The following is a 20,135-nucleotide window of genomic DNA, read 5'->3' as shown; positions in this document are numbered from 1 at the left end:
TAGGCAAATTCATAGGAGCCTAGAATGAGCGAGCAAATATCAATGTCCACAGGTAGTGGGCTATTAACTTTAAATCTATCAGTATCGTCACAAAGTGGCTCTTCGCTAGCTCCTGGTGGTGCTTTGTTTAGTGGTTTTGGTTCAGTGTTGAGTCAATTGCCAGGGCAAGAAGCTGGACTTGCTAGCGGCGCTTTCTTGCCGCAATCGGGTGGTAGCTTGCCGCAAGTTAGTGATAATGGTTTGCTTCCTGAAATTTCACTGGAGCAGAAGATGCTCTACATTGCTCAGATGTTAGAGCAACAATACGGTGAAGGTGCTGAACTTCCGACTGAGCTTCCGACTGAAGTTGCTGAAGAGCTTGCCAGTGCATTGAAACAGTTTGCTGAGCAGCGTTCAAAGATAGATGAGAAAGCTACAACCACAGATTCTGATATCGCGCCGATCGATGTGGATGAGGGCTTAGCTACCGCGACCGTTGTCGGTCCCCCAATACTTTTATCTGATCTTGAAGAAAGCATTCGTAATGGTGCGCTTTCTGAATCCCTTAAAGCTGTCTTTGATAAGGTTATGGTGGCTAGCGATAAAGTTGCTTTATCCGATGACGTTGATGTGACAGTGCTGCAAAATGGTGTGCTTACCAAGTTAATGGGTAATGCAGAGGATGTTCTAGCATTAGAGCGTGGGTCCAATGCGGAAGAGGCGAAAGCTATAGATGCTCTAACTGTAGCTATGCTCGCAAGTTTAACTAGGGATGAAAAAACAGCAGTATTGGAAGCGCAAAATGCGAGGATGAGTTCGCCTGAGGTAGGCTTATCCGCACAGATACGTGTAACTGAGGGCGCTGCTAAAGTTAACCCTGCTATAATCGCCTCGCCGTTCCCCTCAAAATCAACCAATGAAAGAGTACCTAGCGCTGAGGCTTCTTTGTCGATCGATGATGGGCTTGATACGATGTTGCATTCTGGTGTGAAAAGGGATAATTCTATCGTAGGGCGCAGTTCAGATAAAGTTGATTTAATGAGCTTAAACGCGCAAAAAGAGGTAGCTGCGGAATTGGCTGTCAAGCCTGAGTTGTCGACAAAAACTGTGTCGGGAGGAGTATTGCCTGAAAAATTTGAATCAGCTTTAGAGTTGTCAAAACAGTTATTGCAGAAGGTGACAGCGAATGAAAAGGCTGTTGATAATAACTTTAGTCAACGGATGGAAACATTAGTACAGGCGCAGACCCAGCCGACAGCCGGTGTTATTCAGCCGACACAGGCTCAAAAGGTGGTGTCTGATGGTCAAAACCTTATGATGCCGCAGCAAGTTCAGATCAATACACCCGCATGGAAAAACGCATTGGGTGAACGCGCTATTATGGTTTCGACGCAGAATCTAAATGTAGCTAATATTCAGCTAGATCCTCCAGAGCTAGGCTCTTTAAGTGTCAGAGTGCACATGAATCAAGATCAGCAAGTCAGTCTTAATTTTACCTCGCCTCATGCGCATGTTCGTGATGCTGTTGAACAGAGCTTGCCAAGGCTCCGCGAGATGTTTGCTGAGCAAGGTTTGTCTTTGCAAGATTCATCTGTGGCCGATCAGTCTGCGGATCAGCAACATAGAGAGCAGTTTGCTGAGCAGGGTGAAACAGGTAATTCAGGAAGCTCATATATGGAATCAGGAGAAGCGGGTAGTGAAGAGCCGCTTGCTCAAGTGGAGTCTAAGCCGATGTCGTTGGTTGATTACTATGCTTAGATCGCTTTCGTTGATGATTATTGAATAGCTAGGCGACCTGTAAATTATCGTAGAATGCTTTTTGAAACTAGGCTACTAGCTTGTTGTTTATCATCTGATCGGTTTTGGGTGATTGATATACCTGCTTATTTTCGTTTTTCTTGTAATGGCACTTCGGCTTCTTGTTCGACGTTTACTATAAAAACAGTAGTTTTTGTGGTTCTTGATCTTCAGCCTTAAAATCAGTGTGTTATATTAGGCTTAATTCTATTTTTACAATGCGGCTATCTAAAGCACTTGCCGTGATGTTGCTGAGGATCTATACATGGCTGAAGAACAGGGACCGAGTACAGAAGAAAACGATCCAAAAAAATCGTCTAAGTTAAAATTAATTATTATCGTTGTACTTGCCCTCATTATCGGTGGTGGTGGAGCTACTGCGGCATTCCTTTTTATTGGTGGAGATGATTCCGCAGAAGAGACTGCGCCAGCGGAGCCGGTTAAGGCTGAAGCGATTTATACTAAAGTGAGAACGATGGGGGGTAAACCGATGTTTGTAGTTACTCTCCAGTCAGACGATCAGCGTTCGCATTATATGCAGCTTTATGTAGAGGCGAAAACTCGTGATCAAAAAGTTGCTGATGCGTTAACCCTTCATATGCCCTTGATTGTTTCTAGGCTAAATAACTTATTTAGTGCACAGAATTTCCGAGTTTTACAGTCATTGGAAGGTAAGCGATCTTTACAAAATGATGCCACTGAATTAGTGCGTGAGATTATGCAAGAAAAAATAGGTAATCCCGGTGTTGAAACTATTCTCTTTACTAATATGGTTATGCAGTAATGCGATTGTATTTAGTTGAGGAATCTTGCTAGATGTCAGTCAAAGACCTGCTTTCCCAAGATGAAATCGATGCTCTTTTACATGGAGTGGACGATGGTGATGTTGAAACTTCTGAAGAGATAGAAGTTGAGGACGGAGAAGTCCGTCCTTATGATCTAGCCAGTCATGAACGTATTGTTCGCGGCAGAATGCCGACGCTTGAAATGGTTAACGAGCGTTTTGCGCGTTATACTCGACTAAGTCTTTTTAACCTGCTGCGCCGTTCTGCTGATGTGACTGTTGGTGGTGTACAGGTTATGAAATATGGCGATTATATTCACACGCTATATGTTCCTACCAGTATGAACCTTGTACGGGTTTCCCCTCTTCGTGGTACCGCCCTCTTTATTATGGATGCTAAGCTAGTTTTTAAGCTGGTAGATAACTTTTTTGGTGGAGATGGGCGTCACGCAAAAATAGAAGGGCGAGAGTTTACGCCCACAGAAACCCGCCTTATTCATAAAGCATTGGAGCAGTTCTTTTTGGATCTGGAAGAGGCATGGCATCCCGTTAAAGAGCTAAGTTTTGAGCATTTAGGCCATGAGATGAACCCTGCAATGGCTAATGTTATCAATCCTACTGAGGTGGTGGTTGTAAGTACTTTTCAGGTCGATCTTGAAGGTGGGGCCGGTGAGTTTCATGTGGCAATGCCTTACTCTATGCTTGAGCCGATTAGAGATCTGCTCGTATCTGGATTCCAGAATAACGAAGATGAAAAAGATGAACGTTGGCAAATCGCGTTACAGAGAGATATTTTGATGGCGCAGCTTCCGCTCGATATGGTGGTGGCGCAGCAGGATATGACATTGCGTGATGTGCTGGAGTTAGAGGCGGGTGATGTAATACCTATAGAGTTGCCATCTTCGTTTGAGTTAAAGGCTAACAAAGTGCCTGTATATCGTTGTACTATGGGGGTTGCTCGGGGTAACTTGGCTGTAAAAATTGTTGATCAGATAGTACGCCCTAAATAAACGGCAGATAAGATTATTAGAGAGCAAAATAGATGAGTGATGAAACTGAAGATCAGCAAGCACTGGCTGATGAATGGGCGGCAGCAATGGAAGAACAGGTCACTGATGAGGGTGACGGCGCGGTTGATCCTGATGAGTTGTTAGCTGCAACGGGTGCTGTTGGAACATCGGTTGAGCTTGATGAGTTACAGGATGAAGGGACACCCGTATCTGATCCTAAATTAGATGTCATCCTTGATATACCTGTGACTTTATCAATGGAAGTAGGTCAGACAGATATACCTATTAGTAATTTATTGCAGTTAAATCAGGGCTCTGTTATCGAGCTTGATCGGGTTGCTGGTGAGCCATTAGATGTGATGGTTAACGGGACTCTAATTGCACATGGTGAGGTTGTCGTAGTGAATGATCGCTATGGTATCAGGCTTACAGATGTTATTAGTCCGCAAGAACGTATTAAACGGCTGAAATAACGGGATATGCGGCCAATACTTTTCTTAGCGCTCCTGATGCTGCCAAGCTCTGTTTTTGCAGGGGATGCTGCATCCTCAGCAAATACTTCTATGCCCAGTTCTATACCTCCTGTGTTTAAGGAGCCTTTTTCTGGAGAGGCTTTGATTCAGCTTGTGGTAGGCTTGTGTGTTGTCGTTGCAATCATATTTATCTTGTCTTGGGTATTAAAGCGTTTCTCTGGCATATCTTCTATGACAAAAGATATGCGTGTCGTCGGTGTTTTGCCATTGAGTGCACGTGAAAAAGCAGTTTTAGTTAAGGTAGGTCAGCAACATTTATTGTTAGGTGTTGCGCCTGGGCGAGTGTCCCGTCTGCATGCATTTGATCAAGGTGAGATCGAGAACGCGAGTAGTAAGAAAACAGATAGTTTTTCCAATCGTTTAGCTGAGGTTGTGAAGCAGCGCGGAGTTTCTGAAGAGAAGAGCGGAGGTGGAGATGAATAAACTGTTTTCAGTACTTCTCTTTGTTGCTTTGGGATCGACTGCATTTGCAGTAGAAGCTGCAGATGTTGGTATACCTGCACTCACATTGACGACAGGTGAAGGCGGCGAAACAAACTATAGCGTAACACTACAAGTGCTTGCGTTGATGACTATGCTGACGTTCTTGCCAGCTATGTTCATCATGATGACTTCATTTGCGCGAATCATTATTGTGTTTTCCATCTTGCGTCAAGCGTTAGGGTTACAGCAAACGCCATCGAACCAAATTATGGTAGGTATGGCGATGTTTCTTACGCTTTTCATTATGACGCCTGTTCTGGATAAAGTGTATGTTGAGGCTGTGCAGCCTTATGCAAATGAGGAGCTGCCAATGTTAGAAGCGTTTCAGAAAGCGAGTGTTCCTTTTCGTGACTTTATGATGCTGCAAACACGAGAGAGTGATCTGGGTCTTTTTATGAAGATATCAGCAACCCCTGAGGTTGCTAGTGCGGACGAGATTCCATTTACTGTTCTGGTGCCTGCGTTTGTTACGAGTGAGTTGAAAACGGCTTTTCAGATAGGGTTCATGTTGTTTATTCCTTTTCTGGTTATAGATCTTGTAGTGGCGAGTGTCTTAATGGCGATGGGTATGATGATGTTGTCGCCAGTCATTATTTCCCTTCCTTTCAAGATAATGTTATTTGTTCTTATAGATGGTTGGGCGCTGGTCATTGGTACTTTGGCGGCGAGTTTTGGAATTTAAAAGTGTAGAATCGGGACGTCGTCTATGACTCCAGAGGTTGTACTTAGTATATTTGGTGAGGCTTTTTGGCTAATTGTTCTTTTAGTCTCGGTGATTATTGTGCCGAGTTTGATTGTTGGTTTAATTGTTTCCACTTTTCAGGCTGCTACACAAATTAACGAGCAGACCTTGAGTTTTCTTCCTCGCTTATTGATGACGATTCTTGTCATTATGTGGGCGGGGCCTTGGATCCTGAATACCTTGATGGAGCATTTTTCAGGATTGATCAAAAATATTCCATATCTTATAGGTTAGCCCTTTGTTCGAACTTAGTGTTCTACAGGTTGAACAGTGGATCTCTGCTTTCCTTATGCCCTTTTTTCGTATCGCATCATTTTTTATGGCTGTGCCTTTGCTGGGTAGTCAGTTAATTAATGCCCGCGTTCGGTTAATGCTTGCTCTGGCTGTCTCTATTGTTGTTGCGCCTTTGTTGCCGGATATGCCTCCACTTGATAGCTTGAGTGTTAACACCTACCTTGTTATCGGTCAGCAGATTTTAGTTGGTGCAATGCTGGGATTTCTGTTTCAGGTTTTTTACCAGGTTTTTGTGCTGGGCGGGCAGATTATCGCTATGCAGATGGGTTTAGGTTTCGCATCTATGACGGATCCCTCTAACGGTATATCTGTGGTTATGTTGGGGCAATTTTACCTAACGTTGATTATGATGATATTTATATCGCTCAATGGTCATTTGGTGATGATTGAGATTATTGTGCGAAGCTTTGATGTTGTACCGGTTAGCCTTTCAGCTTTAGATCGTGATGCTTATTGGAGGGTCGCTATGGCGGGTAGCTGGATGTTTTCTGCTGCAATGCTTATGGCGCTCCCTGCAGTAACTGCATTATTAGTAGTTAATATGGCGTTTGGTATCATGTCTAGGGCTGCTCCTCAGTTGAATATCTTGGCGGTTGGCTTCCCTTTTACTATGGTGTTGGGGTTATTTATTAACTGGGTGAATTTGGGAGGGTTTCTTGATCAATATATGAGAATCTCTAGTTTTGTATTAGATTATATTGAGCAACTGTTTATTTAAGGGTGTTTAATGGCAGAAGATTCTGGTCAAGAGAAAACCGAAGACCCCACCCCCAAGCGAATACGTGAAGCCCGAGAAAAAGGCGATGTTCCGCGATCTAAGGAACTTGCGACAACCTTGGTTTTGATGGCCGCTGTTTTCTCAGTCATTATTTTTGGCTCTCAACTTGCTGAGCATATGCTTGGTATGATGGAGAGTAATTTTGTGCTTGATAGACAGGCTGTTTTTGATCCGAATAAAATGCTCGCCCACTTTGATCTGTCGGTATGGGATGCATTGCTGGGTTTAGCCGGTGTCTTCTTCTCTCTTCTTATCGCCTCTATTGTTGGCCCTATCGCTTTAGGCGGGTGGAACTTTAGTGCTGATTCTATTGCGCCAAAAGGTAGTCGCATTGACCCGTTGGCGGGTATTAAGCGCATGTTTTCCCTGAAGTCTTTAGTCGAGTTGTTCAAAGCTATAGCGAAATTCTCTTTGGTGGGTGGGTTTGCCATTCTTATTCTGTGGAATATAAGGGGAGATCTTTTGGCTTTGGCTACGTTCGAGCCTAGGCCGGCAATAGACTCTGCCTTAGAGATCATTATCTGGGTCTTTATGGCATTGAGCGCGGTGTTGATCTTGGTGGCTATGGTTGATGTGCCTTATCAGCTCTATGAATACACAGAAAAAATGAAAATGACCCTTCAAGAAGTTAAAGATGAGTTAAAAAATACGGAAGGTAAGCCTGAAGTTAAAGGGCGTATTCGGCAGTTGCAGCGTGAAATAGCGCAAAGGCAGATGATGAGTGCTGTGCCTGAGGCTGATGTTGTCATTACCAACCCGACCCACTATGCCGTCGCTCTTAAATATGAAGGCGATGATCGTAATGCGCCGATTATGGTGGCTAAAGGCGTAGATTTTGTTGCTCTCAAAATCAGGGAGATAGCTGAAGCCAATGATGTACCTATACTCTCTGCTCCGCCCTTGGCGCGTGCTATTTATAACTCTACTGAAATTAATGATGAGATCCCTTCTGGGCTATATATGGCTGTGGCTCAAGTGCTGGCTTATGTGTTTCAGCTTAAGCGTTTTAAAAGTCGACAAGCTGAGCGACCTACAGAGGTTAAGGTAGATGAGTTGCCTATTCCTGATGAGTTTAAAGATGACCTATAAATGGCTCGAAAATTGCATTTTCTTGCCATTGTGTGATTGTTCGTCAAAAAAACAGCGTATTTTTTGTTTGTCTGTGTAAGTATGTGCTGTGTTGGTCGAATGATACTTTTAAATGATGTTTTTTTGACGGTTTGGGGTTTGGGTGGATAAAGCGGTAATTCTCGATAATGTTCGCGGATTAAGTAAAGGCAATATAGGTGTGCCTTTGCTGCTGCTTGTTATCTTGGCGATGGTGACACTGCCCGTTCCGCCTTTTTTGTTAGATGTATTGTTTACGTTTAATATTGCTCTTTCTATTGTTGTTCTGCTGGTTTGTGTCTACTCCGATCGCCCCCTCGATTTTGCTATTTTTCCGACCATTATTCTGATTGCAACATTGATGCGCCTCTCTTTGAATGTCGCGTCAACCCGTGTGGTTCTCTTGGCTGGCCATGAGGGTGGTGATGCTGCCGGTAAGGTCATCGAAGCCTTTGGTGAGGTAGTTGTTGGCGGTAACTATGTGGTTGGTTTTGTTGTCTTCCTTATTCTGATTATTATTAACTTTGTTGTAGTGACTAAAGGTGCGGGGCGTATATCAGAAGTAAGTGCGAGATTTACATTGGATGCGATGCCCGGCAAGCAGATGGCGATCGATGCTGATTTGAATGCAGGTCTTATAGGTCAAGAGGAAGCGCGCGCACGTCGTCAAGATGTGACCCAAGAAGCAGATTTTTACGGATCAATGGATGGTGCCTCAAAGTTTGTTCGAGGCGATGCTGTTGCGGGTATTTTGATTCTAGTGATCAACTTGCTGGGCGGTTTGGGTATAGGGATGCTTCAGCATGACCTTGATTTTGAAACGGCTATGCGTTTCTATTCACTGCTGACCATTGGTGATGGCTTGGTTGCACAGATCCCGTCACTGTTATTGTCTACTGCGGCAGCGATCATGGTAACTCGACAAAATGTTTCCCATGATATGGGTAAACAGGTTATCTCGCAGATGTTTGCTTCGCCTAAGGCACTTGCAGTTTCTGCGGGGATTATGACCATTATGGGGATAATCCCCGGTATGCCCCATGTGGCGTTTTTGTCACTGGCTGCAGCTTCAGGCGGGGGAGCATGGTGGGTTATACAGCAAGAGAAAAAGAAAGCTTTAGCGGAAGCGCAGCAGGTAAAAGAACAAGCAGAGTTACCGCAAGAGGATGAGGCAGAGAAGAAAGACCTTGATTGGGATGATGTGATGCCTGTGGATATGATCGGCCTTGAGGTGGGATACCGTTTAATTCCTATGGTCGATAAGATGCAGGGAGGTCAGTTATTAAGCCGAATCAAGGGTGTTCGTAAAAAGCTATCGCAAGATCTTGGTTTTTTAGTCCCGTCGGTCCATATTCGAGATAATCTTGATCTTTTGCCCGGTGCGTATCGCATTACCTTAATGGGTGTTGTAGTGGGGGAATCTGAAGTTTATCCAGATAGAGAACTTGCGATAAACCCCGGTCAGGTCTTTGGTAAGTTGCAGGGGGTTGAAGTAAAAGATCCTGCTTTTGGTCTCGACGCGATCTGGATTGAACAGTCACAAAAAGAGCAGGCGCAATCTCTAGGTTACACGGTAGTTGATGCATCCACGGTCGTAGCTACACATTTAAATCAATTGCTTCAAGTGCATGCGCATGAGTTGTTGGGGCATGAAGAGGTGCAACAGCTGCTGGATATGTTGACCAAAACCTCACCTAAGTTAGTGGAAGAATTGGTCCCAGGAAAGCTCTCTTTCAGTGTGTTGCTGAAGGTATTGCAGAACTTGCTAATGGAACAGGTCCCTTTAAAAGATTTTCGAACGATTGCGGAATCTCTTGCTGATGCCGTGAGCCGTACTCAAGATCCCCTCGGATTAACAGCGGCAGTCCGAATCTCCTTAGCTCGTTTAATTGTTCAGAATATTAATGGTTCAGAACCTGAGCTGCCTGTTATTACTTTGGCTCCACAGCTGGAGCAACTATTGTTGAATTCTGTGCAGCAGGGGCAAGATAACGGTTTAGTTTTGGAGCCGGGTATGGCGGAGCGATTACAAACGTCTTTGTCTGAAACAGCTACACAGCAAGAGATGATGGGGCGTCCTTCAGTGCTATTGGTCGCAGCGCCTGTTCGACCGTTAATGTCCAAGTTTGTTCGTTATGGCGAGCATCAGATCCATGTGCTCTCCTATCAGGAAATTCCTGAAAATAAAAAGGTCACTATCGTTGCAACGGTGGGAGGTGAAGTTAATGGTTAAGTATATTTTAGCTGAGCCTTATTTGGCCGATAAGGAATTGATATGAAAGTAAAACGTTACTTCGCACCAGATATGCGCCAGGCCATGCGTAGGGTCCGGGATGAAATAGGTCCTGATGCCGTCATTGTATCGAACCATCGCGTTGCGGGTGGTGTTGAGGTTGTTGCTGCCCATGAAAATGATTATGAGGCGGCACAACACGAGTTTTCTCGTAAGAAGAAAGTAGAGCAAAAACGGCAAAGCCAAATTGACGTCTTAACTCATGGTCAAAAAGGGGATCTGGCAAGTGAATTGCAAAAGGCCCGAATGCAGATCGCTGAAGCTGAGATGGGGAGTGGTCAAAATTATGACACATCTGGCAAAGTTAACCGGCAGCTTGATAATGATGATGATGAGCTGCGCGCAATCTTAGCCTCACTTAAAGAGAGGCAGAAGAAGAAAGCGGATGCCGCTCACCGAAACTTCATGACAGGTTCGGTGCTTGATGATGCTGATCTTGGTCTTGATCTGCGTGAAGAACTATCAATCCCTCAGCCTGAAGAGGAGAGGGGAGGTAGCTTAATTAGATCAATGCAGAATGAAATTGAGCAGCTCAAAAATCTATTAAGTCAGCAGGCTTTATCAGGATCAAATGTTAATTCTGGTTTTTCAAAACCCCCATTACAGCGAAAGTTGGAAATGTTAGGTGTTAGTGAAAAATTATCAGCCCATCTTTTAGGTTCAATGGAGGTGGGGCTGCCGCCTAATAAAGCATGGAAAAATGCGTTGTCTCGCTTATCGGATTCTATTCCTGTACTAGGCGAGGATTTTATTGAACGTGGTGGTATGGTTGCATTTGTAGGGCCTACAGGTGTAGGTAAAACAACCACTATAGGTAAGCTAGCGGCGCGCTATGTATTGAAATATGGCAGTTCTAGCTTAGCCTTAGTGACAACTGATACCTTCCGTATAGCAGCCCATGAACAGTTGCGTACATTTGGGCGTATCTTGGATGTCCCCGTCAGGGTCGTTGATGCAGCAAATAGCTTAGATGATGTTCTACACTCTCTTAAGAATAAACGCCTCGTGCTGATTGATACGGCGGGATTGAATGCGCAAGAGCCGCATAGCGAGGCGCAGCTGGAAATGCTTGAAAGTGTCACTTTGCGATTAAAAAAACTATTAGTCGTTTCTTGTAGTAGTCAGCGCCGAGTCGTTGAACAAGCTTTTAATGTTTATAAAAACCTTGGGTTGAATGGTTGTGTCTTAAGCAAAATGGATGAGTCAGGTAGTTTGGGCGAGGCGATCTCGCTAATTGTGGAAAAACGCTTACCCGTGACTTATGTCACTGATGGGCAGCGAATACCTGATGATATCGATATTGCTCAAAAACATGAGCTTGTAAGTAGGGCTGTGATTACGGCGCAAAGAGCAATTGAAGCTGAAAAAAATGCGGTCGCGTTAGACTCAGCGTATAAAATGGGTTAGTGGTGAAATAATGATTGATCAACATAAGCCCGTTAAAGTAATTGCTGTGACAGGTGGGAAAGGCGGGGTTGGTAAAACAAATGTCTCTGTGAACTTAGCTATGGCGTTAAGCGACATGGGACATCGTACAGTGCTAATGGATGCCGACTTGGGCTTGGCTAATGTTGATGTGTTGCTTGGTTTGCGCCCGAAAAAAAATATTGCAGATGTTTTAAGTGGTGAGTGTGGGCTAAAAGAGGTCATGCTGGATGTCTGTGAAAATTTAAAAATTGTACCCGCTTGCTCCGGTACGCAGGAGATGACAGCGCTTTCCCCTCATGAGCATGCGGAGCTAATCCATGCTTTTAATGAGGTTTCTGATGATATTGATGCGTTAATCATTGACACCGCGGCAGGTATTTCGGATTCTGTGGTTAGTTTTGTGAAAGCTGCTCAGGAAGTGCTAGTTGTTGTATGTGATGAGCCTACGTCGATTACAGATGCTTACGCTTTAATTAAACTGTTAAATCGGGATTATAAAATGACGCGCTTTCGTGTCCTTGCCAATATGGTAAGAACGGACAATGAAGGTAGAAATATGTTTGGTAAGTTATTAACGGTTACTGATCGGTTTCTTGACGTCACGCTTCAATATGTGGGTTCAATCCCTTATGATGAAAATGTTCGTAAAGCGGTGCAACGCCAAGTCGCTGTTTTAAAAGCTTTTCCAAAGAGCAAAGTATCCTTGGCATATCGTCAATTAGCGAATAAAGTAAATGGGTGGCCAGTTCAAGCTGTGCCCCGAGGTCATTTAGAGTTTTTTGTTGAGCGGCTTGTACAAGGAGCTCGCCCATCGGATTGATAAAGAGGCAGTATGTACAACCAGCTGCAATTACAATCGAGTGATGAGTTAATTCAGCAGTATGCGCCGCTAGTTAAACGTATCGCCCATCACTTACTGGCTCGATTGCCAGCCACAGTGTTGCTCGATGACTTAATTCAAGCGGGTATGATTGGCCTGCTTGAAGCGGCTAAGCGATACGATGCTGCAAAAGGTGCTAGCTTTGAAACTTATGCAGGGATCCGCATTCGTGGCTCTATTATTGATGAGGTGCGCCGAGGAGATTGGACTCCGCGGTCAGTACACCGAAATAGTCGGCGAGTGACTGAGGCAATTCAGCAGATAGAATCGCGGACAGGCCGAGATGCTAGTGATGCTTCAGTAGCAAAAGAGTTGGGGATCTCTGTGGATGAATACCACAATTTGTTAAAAGATACTCTTGATAGTCGTTTGTTTAGCTTTGAAGAGATGATTAATCCTCAGCACGAAGGGCCAGGAGAGACATTTGCTAATGATGATCCCGGGCCAAATCAGCATTTTGAGCGAGAATCGTTTTTAAAAGCACTAAGTGGCGCTATAAGTAATTTGCCGGAACGGGAAAAATTAGTATTAGCGCTCTATTATGATGAAGAGCTTAATTTAAAAGAGATTGGTCAGGTTTTAGGGGTTAGTGAATCTAGGGTAAGCCAGATTCATAGTCAGGCAGCATTAAGATTGCGATCGCGATTAAGTGAATGGCAATAATAAGTTGCTAAGGCTCAACGTAATTGCGGTAATTTAGTGTAGACTCACTGGGTTGTGCAGAGTTAATTGGAGGCTGGTCTTGAATAAAGACATGAAGATTCTTGTAGTGGATGATTTCTCCACAATGAGACGAATTATAAAAAATTTACTACGTGACTTGGGCATGACAAATGTTCTTGAAGCGGATGATGGGCAGACTGCTTTGCCAATTCTGAAACAAGGCGGTATTGATTTCTTAGTGACTGACTGGAATATGCCAGGAATGACAGGGATCGATCTCTTGAAAGAGGTTCGTTCTGATCCTAACTTGGCCGCAATGCCAGTATTAATGGTTACTGCTGAAGCTAAAAAAGAGCAAATCATTGCTGCCGCTCAGGCTGGGGTGAATGGTTATGTTGTTAAACCGTTTACTGCTGCGGTACTTAAAGCAAAGATTGATAAAATCTTTGAGCGCCTGAGTTAAATAATAAAAGGTCAGTTTTAAATGATTTCAGAAACAGGCAATGGCTTAAGTCACTTTGAAATGGAATTGCAGTTGAAGGCGCAGGAACTTGTTTCTGTTCTCAACGAAGGTAAATTACCTGATGCGATGGAGATTATTCGCGAACTTCATGAGTTTCGTCACCAAACGTTTTTTAGTGAAGTAGGGCATTTGACACGTGGACTTCATGAAGCAATTAAATCGTTTTCAAGTGAACTTGGGCGTAGCCTAGAAATTGATGGCACTGCTCAGCCTGATACTGATGCAGCTGATCACTTGAACTATGTTATCGAAGTGACTGAAAAAAATGCCCACGAGACCATGGACCGAGTTGATAAAGCGCTTGTTCTGGTTGATAAATTAGATAAGCAAAGCGAGCGGTTTAAAGACTTATTGTTATTAGTTGGGCAGTTGGAAAAAGAGCATAAATCGCTTAATGGCGTTTACGATAGAACCTGTGCAGTCAAAGAAGAATCAGAACAAACAATCAGCACATTACGTGAAGAATTAACGGATATTGTTGTCTCTCAGAGTTACCAAGATATTACTGGCCAGTTGATTAGACGTGTGATCAATCTCGTCACTAATGTTGAAAGCCATCTTGTTGCATTGATGGGAATGGCGGCACAGGTGGAAAAAATATCGGGCGTCGACATGTCCACAGAGTCTGAAAATGAACAGACTAATAATAAGAATCCTATTCAGGCTGAAGGACCACAAATCAAGAAAGATAGCGCTGATGTAGTCAGTGATCAAGATGAAGTTGATGATTTGTTATCCAGTCTGGGTTTTTAAGAGGAGCGCCATATGAGTTTGGAAGTGGATCAGGAAATTCTTGAAGATTTTCTTGTTGAGGCAGGAGAGATCCTTGAGCAATTATCCGAACAGTTAGTCGATCTGGAACAACGTCCTGACGATAGTGATCTGCTCAATGCTATTTTCCGAGGTTTTCATACAGTTAAAGGCGGTGCTGGTTTTTTGCAATTAGAGCCTATGGTTGATTGCTGCCACAATGCTGAAAATCTGTTTGATATGCTGCGTAATGGCGATATTAAAGTTACCTCGGAACTCATGGATGTAGTGCTCCAAGCTTTAGATAGTGTCAATGTTATGTTTGAAGCTGTGCGCAATGGAGAGGAGCTCGAACCAGCCAATCCACAACTGATCCAAGCGTTGGTCGCCTTTACTAAGGGTGAAGCTCCTAAACCTGCTGCCGCTAAAACTGTCCCAACTCCAGACCCTGTTCCTGCACAGACATCTAGTGCGCCTAATACACAGGATCCTACAATTGATGAATTTGATATGCTGCTGGATGATCTTGGTGACTTGCCCGAGGTCGCTGCGGAAGTTAATGAAGCGCCTGTAGATGATAGCCTTATTACCGATGATGAATTTGATGCCTTGTTGGATGAATTGCATGGTCCAGGTAAAGGACCTGATGCAGCGGTAGCTACTAAAGAGCCGCCAGCTGTTGATGATTCTGCCGATCCAGAGCTAATTACAGACGATGAATTTGAAGCTTTATTAGATGAGCTACAAGCACAAGGTAAAGGCGCTTTTGTGGAAGCGCCTATTGTTGAAACAGTACATGAACCCGTCCCTGCTCCAGCGCCAGCCGCTGTTGTAACACCCGCCCCTGTTGCTGCTGTAGCGCCTACTCCAACGCCAGTGGCTGAGAAGAAAGATAACGCCGTTTCCGCCGTTGTTAAAGCGGATCATCCACAAGCCAAGCCACAGCCAGAAAGTAATGTACGTGTAGATACGCGCTTACTTGATAAAATTATGAATATGGTGGGTGAGCTAGTACTAGTTAGGAATCGGTTGGTCCGTTTAGGTGTTACCCGCGAAGATGAAGAGATGGCAAAAGCTCTCGGCACTTTAGATATGGTAACCGCTGATCTACAAATGTCGGTGATGAAAACGCGAATGCAGCCGGTGAAAAAAGTATTTGGCCGTTTTCCGCGTTTAATTCGAGATTTATCTCGAAATTTAAAGAAAGAGATTCGCCTTGAACTACGGGGTGAAGAGACAGATTTAGATAAAAATTTGGTTGAAGCTTTGGCAGATCCGCTTATTCACTTAGTACGTAATGCGGTTGACCATGGTATCGAAACGCCTGATATTAGGGAGGCTGCGGGTAAAGAGCGTGAAGGTCATGTACTTTTGTCTGCAGAGCAGGAAGGCGATCACATTCTGCTAACAATACAGGATGATGGTGCCGGAATGGATGCAGAAAAGCTACGAGAGCTCGCTATTGAGCGCGGTATGATGGATGCTGAAGCTGCTCGCAGACTGACTGAGCAAGAATGTTTTAACTTGATTTTTGCGGCAGGCTTCTCAACTAAGAAAGAGATTTCTGATGTGTCTGGCCGTGGTGTCGGCATGGATGTAGTTAAAACTAAGATTACCCAGCTGAATGGTACATTGAGTATTGATTCAGTGATCGGTCAAGGTTCACGTATAGCGATTCAGGTTCCTTTAACATTAGCTATTATGCCAACCTTAATGGTTATTTTGGAGGAGCAAGCCTTTGCTCTGCCTCTTGTAAATGTAAATGAAATATTCAATCTAGATTTAACAAAAACAAACGTAGTTGATGGACAGCAAGTAATTATCGTGCGTGATCAAGCGTTACCGCTTTTCCATCTAAAACGTTGGTTGATCGATGGTCTGCACAGTGCAGAGCTTCCTGAGCAAGGACATGTGGTTATTGTAACTGTAGGTACGCAACGAGTGGGTTTTATTGTCGATCAGCTGGTTGGTCAAGAAGAGGTAGTGATAAAACCATTAGGTACTATTCTACATGGCACTCCTGGACTTTCTGGTGCGACAATTACTGGCGATGGGCGGATTGCACTGATTATTGATATTCCCAACTTGCTTAAACATTACGCTTCTTAATAATTTCGATAGGAGCGTGATTTATGCCAGTTAAGGTGCTGATTGTTGATGATTCGGGCTTTTTTAGACATCGTATCAGCGATCTGCTTTCTGGGGATAGCCGGATAGAGGTTGTAGGCACCGCAAAAAATGGTAAAGAGGCTATAGAGCAAGCTAAGAGCTTGCGCCCTAACCTTATTACTATGGATGTTGAAATGCCGCAAATGAATGGTATTGAAGCCGTTCGAATCATAATGCGTGAATGCCCTACAAATATATTGATGCTATCATCATTAACATCTGAGGGGGCTCGAGTAACTATACAAGCGCTTGAAGCTGGAGCACTTGATTACCTTTCTAAGGATATGCGTGCATGGATGGCGCATTCCGATTCTTTAGAAAAGCAACTACGAGACAAGGTTGTAGAGCTAGGGCGCTCTCGGCATGCAGGCTTGCGGAGCCGTTTTTCTGATCCAAGTGCTAGCTCATCTAGAGTGTTTAAGTCCGAGCCGCTATTAGCATCCAAGTCACCTAGATCACCAACCTCCAGTAATCGCTTTTCATCTAATAGTGCTCAATCTGGACTGACAAAAGAGCCCGCGAAGACAGCCTCTCGTCTATCTCAAAGCTCTCATGGTAAAAAGGTCGTGCCTGATTGTAGAGTCGTTGTTATAGGCTCATCTACTGGAGGACCCGCTGCGCTACAGCAAATTTTGACACAGATTCCGGCTAACTTTCCCCATCCTATTTTACTGGTTCAGCATATGCCGAAAGCGTTTACATCAGTGTTTGCTACGCGCTTAGATCAACAGTGTGCTATTGCAGTAAAAGAAGCGGAAGATGGTGATTTGCTGAAGCCGGGTAGAGCGCTGCTTGCACCAGGCGGGTGTCAAATGATTATTGATCCGCGCGGTACTGATAAAATTAAGATCATGCTTGGTGATGATAGACTGACCTATAAGCCAAGTGTGGATGTTACTTATGCGTCTGTAGCAAAGAGCTTTGGTAAAAAAGTGTTAGCAATCATATTAACAGGCATGGGGGCAGATGGTTGTGATGGCGCAAGAATGTTAAAGCAACAGGGGGCAACAATTTGGGCTCAAAACAAAGAGAGTTGCACTATCTATGGAATGCCTCAGGCGGTTGTTAATGCGGGACTGGCAGATGCTGTTCTTGATCTAACCGAACTAGTTTCTATTCTCAGTAGTAAAAGGTCTTAATCTATGGACTTAACTGCAATACTTGGTGTTTTAATCGCTCTAGCTGCGGTACTTGGGGGTAATCTTCTTGAGGGAGGGCAGTTACAGGAATTATTGAACGTGCCAGCGGCAGTGATTGTTGTCGGGGGTACGTTAGCTGCAGCCATTATCCAGTCACCTAGTCAAGATGTTGCCAGAGCATTCAGGCTTGTCGGTTGGGCGTTTGGGCGTAACAAACAAGATCTAAGTCAGAATGTTGATAAAATTGTTAACTGGTGTGTTATTGCTAGACGAAAAGGTTTGTTAGCTTTAGAGACTGAAGCCGATAAAGAAAAAGATTCTTTTATAAAAGTAGGTTTGCTTTTGCTTGCTGATGGTAAAGGCCCCGACATTCTCCGTAGTACCTTAGAGGTTGAACTTGTCACTTTAGAACAACGAGATCTTCAGGGGGTAAAAGTGATTGAAAGCATGGGCGGGTATGCACCGACATTAGGTATTATTGGCGCTGTGTTGGGGTTGATTCATGTGATGAGTAACCTCTCAGATCCAGCTGCGTTAGGCGCCGGTATAGCTACTGCGTTTGTTGCTACAATATACGGTATTGGTATTGCGAACTTATTTTTGATCCCTGTTGCCAATAAAATTAAAAGTTTGGTGTTAATGCGTTACCAGCATCAAGAGATGATTTTGGATGGGTTGATGTCTATAGCAGAAGGGCAGAACCCAAAGGCAATTCAACAGCGTTTACAAGGGTATTTAGGTTAGATGCCTCGTCGACAAAAAATAGACAGCGGCCCAAGAAATGACCGATGGGTTATTTCTTATGCGGACTTTATTACCCTGCTGTTTGCTTTTTTTGTTGTTATGTACGCTATCTCTTCAGTCAATGAAGAAAAGTATAAACACTTAACAGAAGCGCTTTCTGGTGTGTTTGTTGGTCTGAATCAGGGTGAAGAGGCCAATAAAACCACGCCCGAAGGGAGTAGTAATAGTGGATTTGGTGTTTTTACGGGTGGAAAAACAGATGTGGATGCGCCTGAGGTAACGATTTCAGTACCGGATCAAAAAGAAACGAATGCTTTAAAGGCTTTACAAGAGGAGATGGAAGTCGATTTCTCCTCATTGGTCGACGATGGACAGATTAAAATTACAGGTAATGATCTTTGGCTTTCAATTGAATTGAGGTCAAATTACTTATTTCCCTCTGGTGGCGCATTACCTAATGCTGCAGCAGATGAATTACTAGATAAGATAGCGAAAATACTAAAGGGCAGGGAAAATCCTATCCATGTGGAAGGATTTACGGATAACCAAAAAATATCTACAGACGCATTTCCGTCAAATTGGGAACTCTCTGCTGCACGTGCAGCCGCTGTCGTCCGGTTGCTTGCGTATTTTGGTGTAGAACCTGAACGTATGGCCGCTGTAGGTTATGGTGAATTTCAGCCGGCTTACAGCAACAGAACAGCGGAAGGGCAAAGATTAAATCGCCGAGTGCTGATTGTTGTATCTCGAGATGAAAAAGTGCGGAGAACAGTCTCTTCATTTGGTAGTCAGCAAGTAAGTGCTGATGCTGTATCAACTGTTTTCGCTAATCCAGATAAAAAAGAGCTCCCAGTTATCGAGCAAATTGAAACCGGTGATGGCGAGGTCTTGTTCCGACGAGCAGAGCCTGATTCTTCACAGCAGGAAGAAAGATAAATGCATGTATGGTCTGTAGCCAATCAAAAAGGTGGGGTCGGTAAAACGACGACGGTTGTGACAGTAGCTGGGCTACTGGCCGAGGTCGGTTATCGCGTTTTATTAGTTGATCTAGACCCCCATGGTTCTTTAACAAGTTATTTCGGCTATGACCCAGATGAGTTGGAGCATAGTGTTTATGATCTGTTTGCGACCAAGAATAAAATTAATCGTGAAGGGGTTAAGCGTTTATTGTTGAAAAGTAGCCATGAGCGTATTGATCTGATTCCTGCGTCCACTGCTATGGCGACTTTAGAAAGGAAAGCAATAGGCGAGCAAGGTATGGGGCTGCAGGTGGCAAAAGCGTTGGCTCAAGTTCGTGATAGTTATGATTATGTACTGATTGATAGCCCACCTGTTTTAGGTGTATTGATGGTTAATGCTTTGGCTGCCTGTCAGCATTTATTAGTTCCCGTGCAGACAGAATTTTTAGCGTTAAAAGGCTTAGAACGTATGGTGCGTACTATTAGTATGATTAATAGGGCCCGCAGTAAAAATAAGAAACTATCATTTACGATTATTCCAACTTTTTATGATCGCCGTACCCAAGCCTCTGTTAGTAGTTTGCGTGAATTACATAATAAATACCCGAATGAAATATCCAACGCAGTCATACCAGTAGATACCAAGTTCCGTAATGCCAGTATCCGAGGACTTGTTCCCTCTGTTATGGATTCAAGCAGCCGAGGGGTTCATTCATATGCACGATTATTGCGTTCGTTGCTTGAGCGTCAAAAGCAGGAGGTTCTATGAGTAAGTCCAAAAAGAACCTAGAAACGTTGGATGAAGTTCAAGGTGTTCAGAAATTAGTTTTTGATTATTTAGAATCTCTTCTGTCGGATCCCGATGCAGGTATAGATACTGAAGCAGAGATTGCGGCCATAAATAGACAGATGGCGGCCGAAGAAAAAGAAAAGAATCAAGTTTCTGAGAGTATCGAAGAAACAGATGTTGTGATCGAAATGGCAGCTAAGGACAATACTGTAGAGCCAGAGCCAGAGCCAGAGCCAGAGCCAGAGCCAGAGCCAGAGCCAGAGCCAGAGCCAGAGCCAGAGCCAGAGCCA

21 protein-coding genes are annotated in these 20,135 nt (G+C 44.0%); all 21 read left to right on the top strand.

Going from position 1 to position 20,135, the window contains the following annotated elements; all coding sequences use genetic code 11:
- The first annotated feature begins 24 nt into the window (after positions 1 to 24).
- Positions 25 to 1,737, top strand: coding sequence for a flagellar hook-length control protein FliK (locus A3774_RS09245; protein WP_067866490.1), 1,713 nt, complete (start codon positions 25 to 27; stop codon positions 1,735 to 1,737).
- 304 nt (positions 1,738 to 2,041) lie between these two features.
- Positions 2,042 to 2,560 (top strand): flagellar basal body-associated FliL family protein, encoded by a 519-nt coding sequence (locus A3774_RS09240; RefSeq protein WP_067866488.1) that lies wholly within the window; start codon positions 2,042 to 2,044, stop codon positions 2,558 to 2,560.
- A 32-nt stretch (positions 2,561 to 2,592) separates the two neighbouring features.
- A complete protein-coding gene (gene fliM, locus A3774_RS09235) occupies positions 2,593 to 3,570 on the top strand; it encodes a flagellar motor switch protein FliM (RefSeq protein ID WP_067866485.1) in 978 nt (325 codons plus the stop codon).
- A 32-nt stretch (positions 3,571 to 3,602) separates the two neighbouring features.
- Positions 3,603 to 4,043, top strand: coding sequence for a flagellar motor switch protein FliN (gene fliN / locus A3774_RS09230; protein WP_067866484.1), 441 nt, complete (start codon positions 3,603 to 3,605; stop codon positions 4,041 to 4,043).
- Between the two features lie 36 nt (positions 4,044 to 4,079).
- On the top strand, positions 4,080 to 4,526 hold the full coding sequence (gene fliO, locus A3774_RS09225) for a flagellar biosynthetic protein FliO (protein WP_067866481.1): 447 nt from the start codon (positions 4,080 to 4,082) through the stop codon (positions 4,524 to 4,526).
- Complete coding sequence (gene fliP / locus A3774_RS09220) at positions 4,519 to 5,268, top strand: flagellar type III secretion system pore protein FliP (protein WP_067866479.1); 750 nt, start codon at positions 4,519 to 4,521, stop codon at positions 5,266 to 5,268. Before fliO ends, fliP begins: the two co-directional genes overlap by 8 nt.
- 24 nt (positions 5,269 to 5,292) lie before the next feature.
- Positions 5,293 to 5,562, top strand: coding sequence for a flagellar biosynthesis protein FliQ (gene fliQ, locus A3774_RS09215; protein WP_067866477.1), 270 nt, complete (start codon positions 5,293 to 5,295; stop codon positions 5,560 to 5,562).
- 4 nt (positions 5,563 to 5,566) lie between these two features.
- Complete coding sequence (gene fliR / locus A3774_RS09210) at positions 5,567 to 6,340, top strand: flagellar biosynthetic protein FliR (protein ID WP_067866476.1); 774 nt, start codon at positions 5,567 to 5,569, stop codon at positions 6,338 to 6,340.
- A gap of 9 nt (positions 6,341 to 6,349) precedes the next feature.
- Positions 6,350 to 7,489: a flagellar biosynthesis protein FlhB gene (flhB, locus tag A3774_RS09205; RefSeq protein ID WP_067866474.1), complete on the top strand. Its 1,140-nt coding sequence runs from the start codon at positions 6,350 to 6,352 to the stop codon at positions 7,487 to 7,489.
- 142 nt (positions 7,490 to 7,631) lie between these two features.
- Positions 7,632 to 9,740, top strand: a complete 2,109-nt coding sequence (gene flhA / locus A3774_RS09200) for a flagellar biosynthesis protein FlhA (protein ID WP_067866472.1) — start codon at positions 7,632 to 7,634, stop codon at positions 9,738 to 9,740.
- Between the two features lie 42 nt (positions 9,741 to 9,782).
- Positions 9,783 to 11,207, top strand: coding sequence for a flagellar biosynthesis protein FlhF (flhF, locus tag A3774_RS09195; protein WP_067866470.1), 1,425 nt, complete (start codon positions 9,783 to 9,785; stop codon positions 11,205 to 11,207).
- A 10-nt stretch (positions 11,208 to 11,217) separates the two neighbouring features.
- Positions 11,218 to 12,048: a MinD/ParA family protein gene (locus A3774_RS09190; protein ID WP_067866468.1), complete on the top strand. Its 831-nt coding sequence runs from the start codon at positions 11,218 to 11,220 to the stop codon at positions 12,046 to 12,048.
- A gap of 12 nt (positions 12,049 to 12,060) precedes the next feature.
- Positions 12,061 to 12,771 carry an RNA polymerase sigma factor FliA gene (locus A3774_RS09185; RefSeq protein ID WP_067866466.1) on the top strand — a complete coding sequence of 237 codons (711 nt, stop codon included), beginning with the start codon at positions 12,061 to 12,063 and terminating at the stop codon, positions 12,769 to 12,771.
- A gap of 91 nt (positions 12,772 to 12,862) precedes the next feature.
- A complete protein-coding gene (locus A3774_RS09180; RefSeq protein WP_067866463.1) occupies positions 12,863 to 13,234 on the top strand; it encodes a chemotaxis response regulator CheY in 372 nt (123 codons plus the stop codon).
- A gap of 21 nt (positions 13,235 to 13,255) precedes the next feature.
- A complete protein-coding gene (locus tag A3774_RS09175; RefSeq protein ID WP_067866461.1) occupies positions 13,256 to 14,047 on the top strand; it encodes a protein phosphatase CheZ in 792 nt (263 codons plus the stop codon).
- Positions 14,048 to 14,059: 12 nt separating this feature from the next.
- Positions 14,060 to 16,153, top strand: a complete 2,094-nt coding sequence (locus A3774_RS09170) for a chemotaxis protein CheA (protein WP_067866459.1) — start codon at positions 14,060 to 14,062, stop codon at positions 16,151 to 16,153.
- 23 nt (positions 16,154 to 16,176) lie between these two features.
- Positions 16,177 to 17,352 (top strand): protein-glutamate methylesterase/protein-glutamine glutaminase, encoded by a 1,176-nt coding sequence (locus A3774_RS09165; RefSeq protein ID WP_067866457.1) that lies wholly within the window; start codon positions 16,177 to 16,179, stop codon positions 17,350 to 17,352.
- Positions 17,353 to 17,355: 3 nt separating this feature from the next.
- Positions 17,356 to 18,096 carry a flagellar motor protein gene (locus A3774_RS09160; RefSeq protein ID WP_067866454.1) on the top strand — a complete coding sequence of 247 codons (741 nt, stop codon included), beginning with the start codon at positions 17,356 to 17,358 and terminating at the stop codon, positions 18,094 to 18,096.
- On the top strand, positions 18,097 to 19,032 hold the full coding sequence (motD, locus tag A3774_RS09155) for a flagellar motor protein MotD (RefSeq protein ID WP_067866452.1): 936 nt from the start codon (positions 18,097 to 18,099) through the stop codon (positions 19,030 to 19,032). It begins immediately after the preceding gene.
- Positions 19,033 to 19,824: a ParA family protein gene (locus tag A3774_RS09150; protein ID WP_067866450.1), complete on the top strand. Its 792-nt coding sequence runs from the start codon at positions 19,033 to 19,035 to the stop codon at positions 19,822 to 19,824.
- On the top strand, positions 19,821 to 20,135 hold a 315-nt coding region (locus tag A3774_RS16785; protein ID WP_197468045.1), incomplete at its 3' end, for a hypothetical protein. The genes A3774_RS09150 and A3774_RS16785, both read left to right, overlap by 4 nt.

Origin of the sequence: Neptuniibacter marinus, assembly GCF_001597725.1 — a bacterium.
Classification (GTDB): domain Bacteria; phylum Pseudomonadota; class Gammaproteobacteria; order Pseudomonadales; family Balneatricaceae; genus Neptuniibacter; species Neptuniibacter marinus.
The sequence above is the reverse complement of the archived record's forward strand: the minus strand, read 5'-3'. Positions and strand labels throughout refer to the sequence as shown.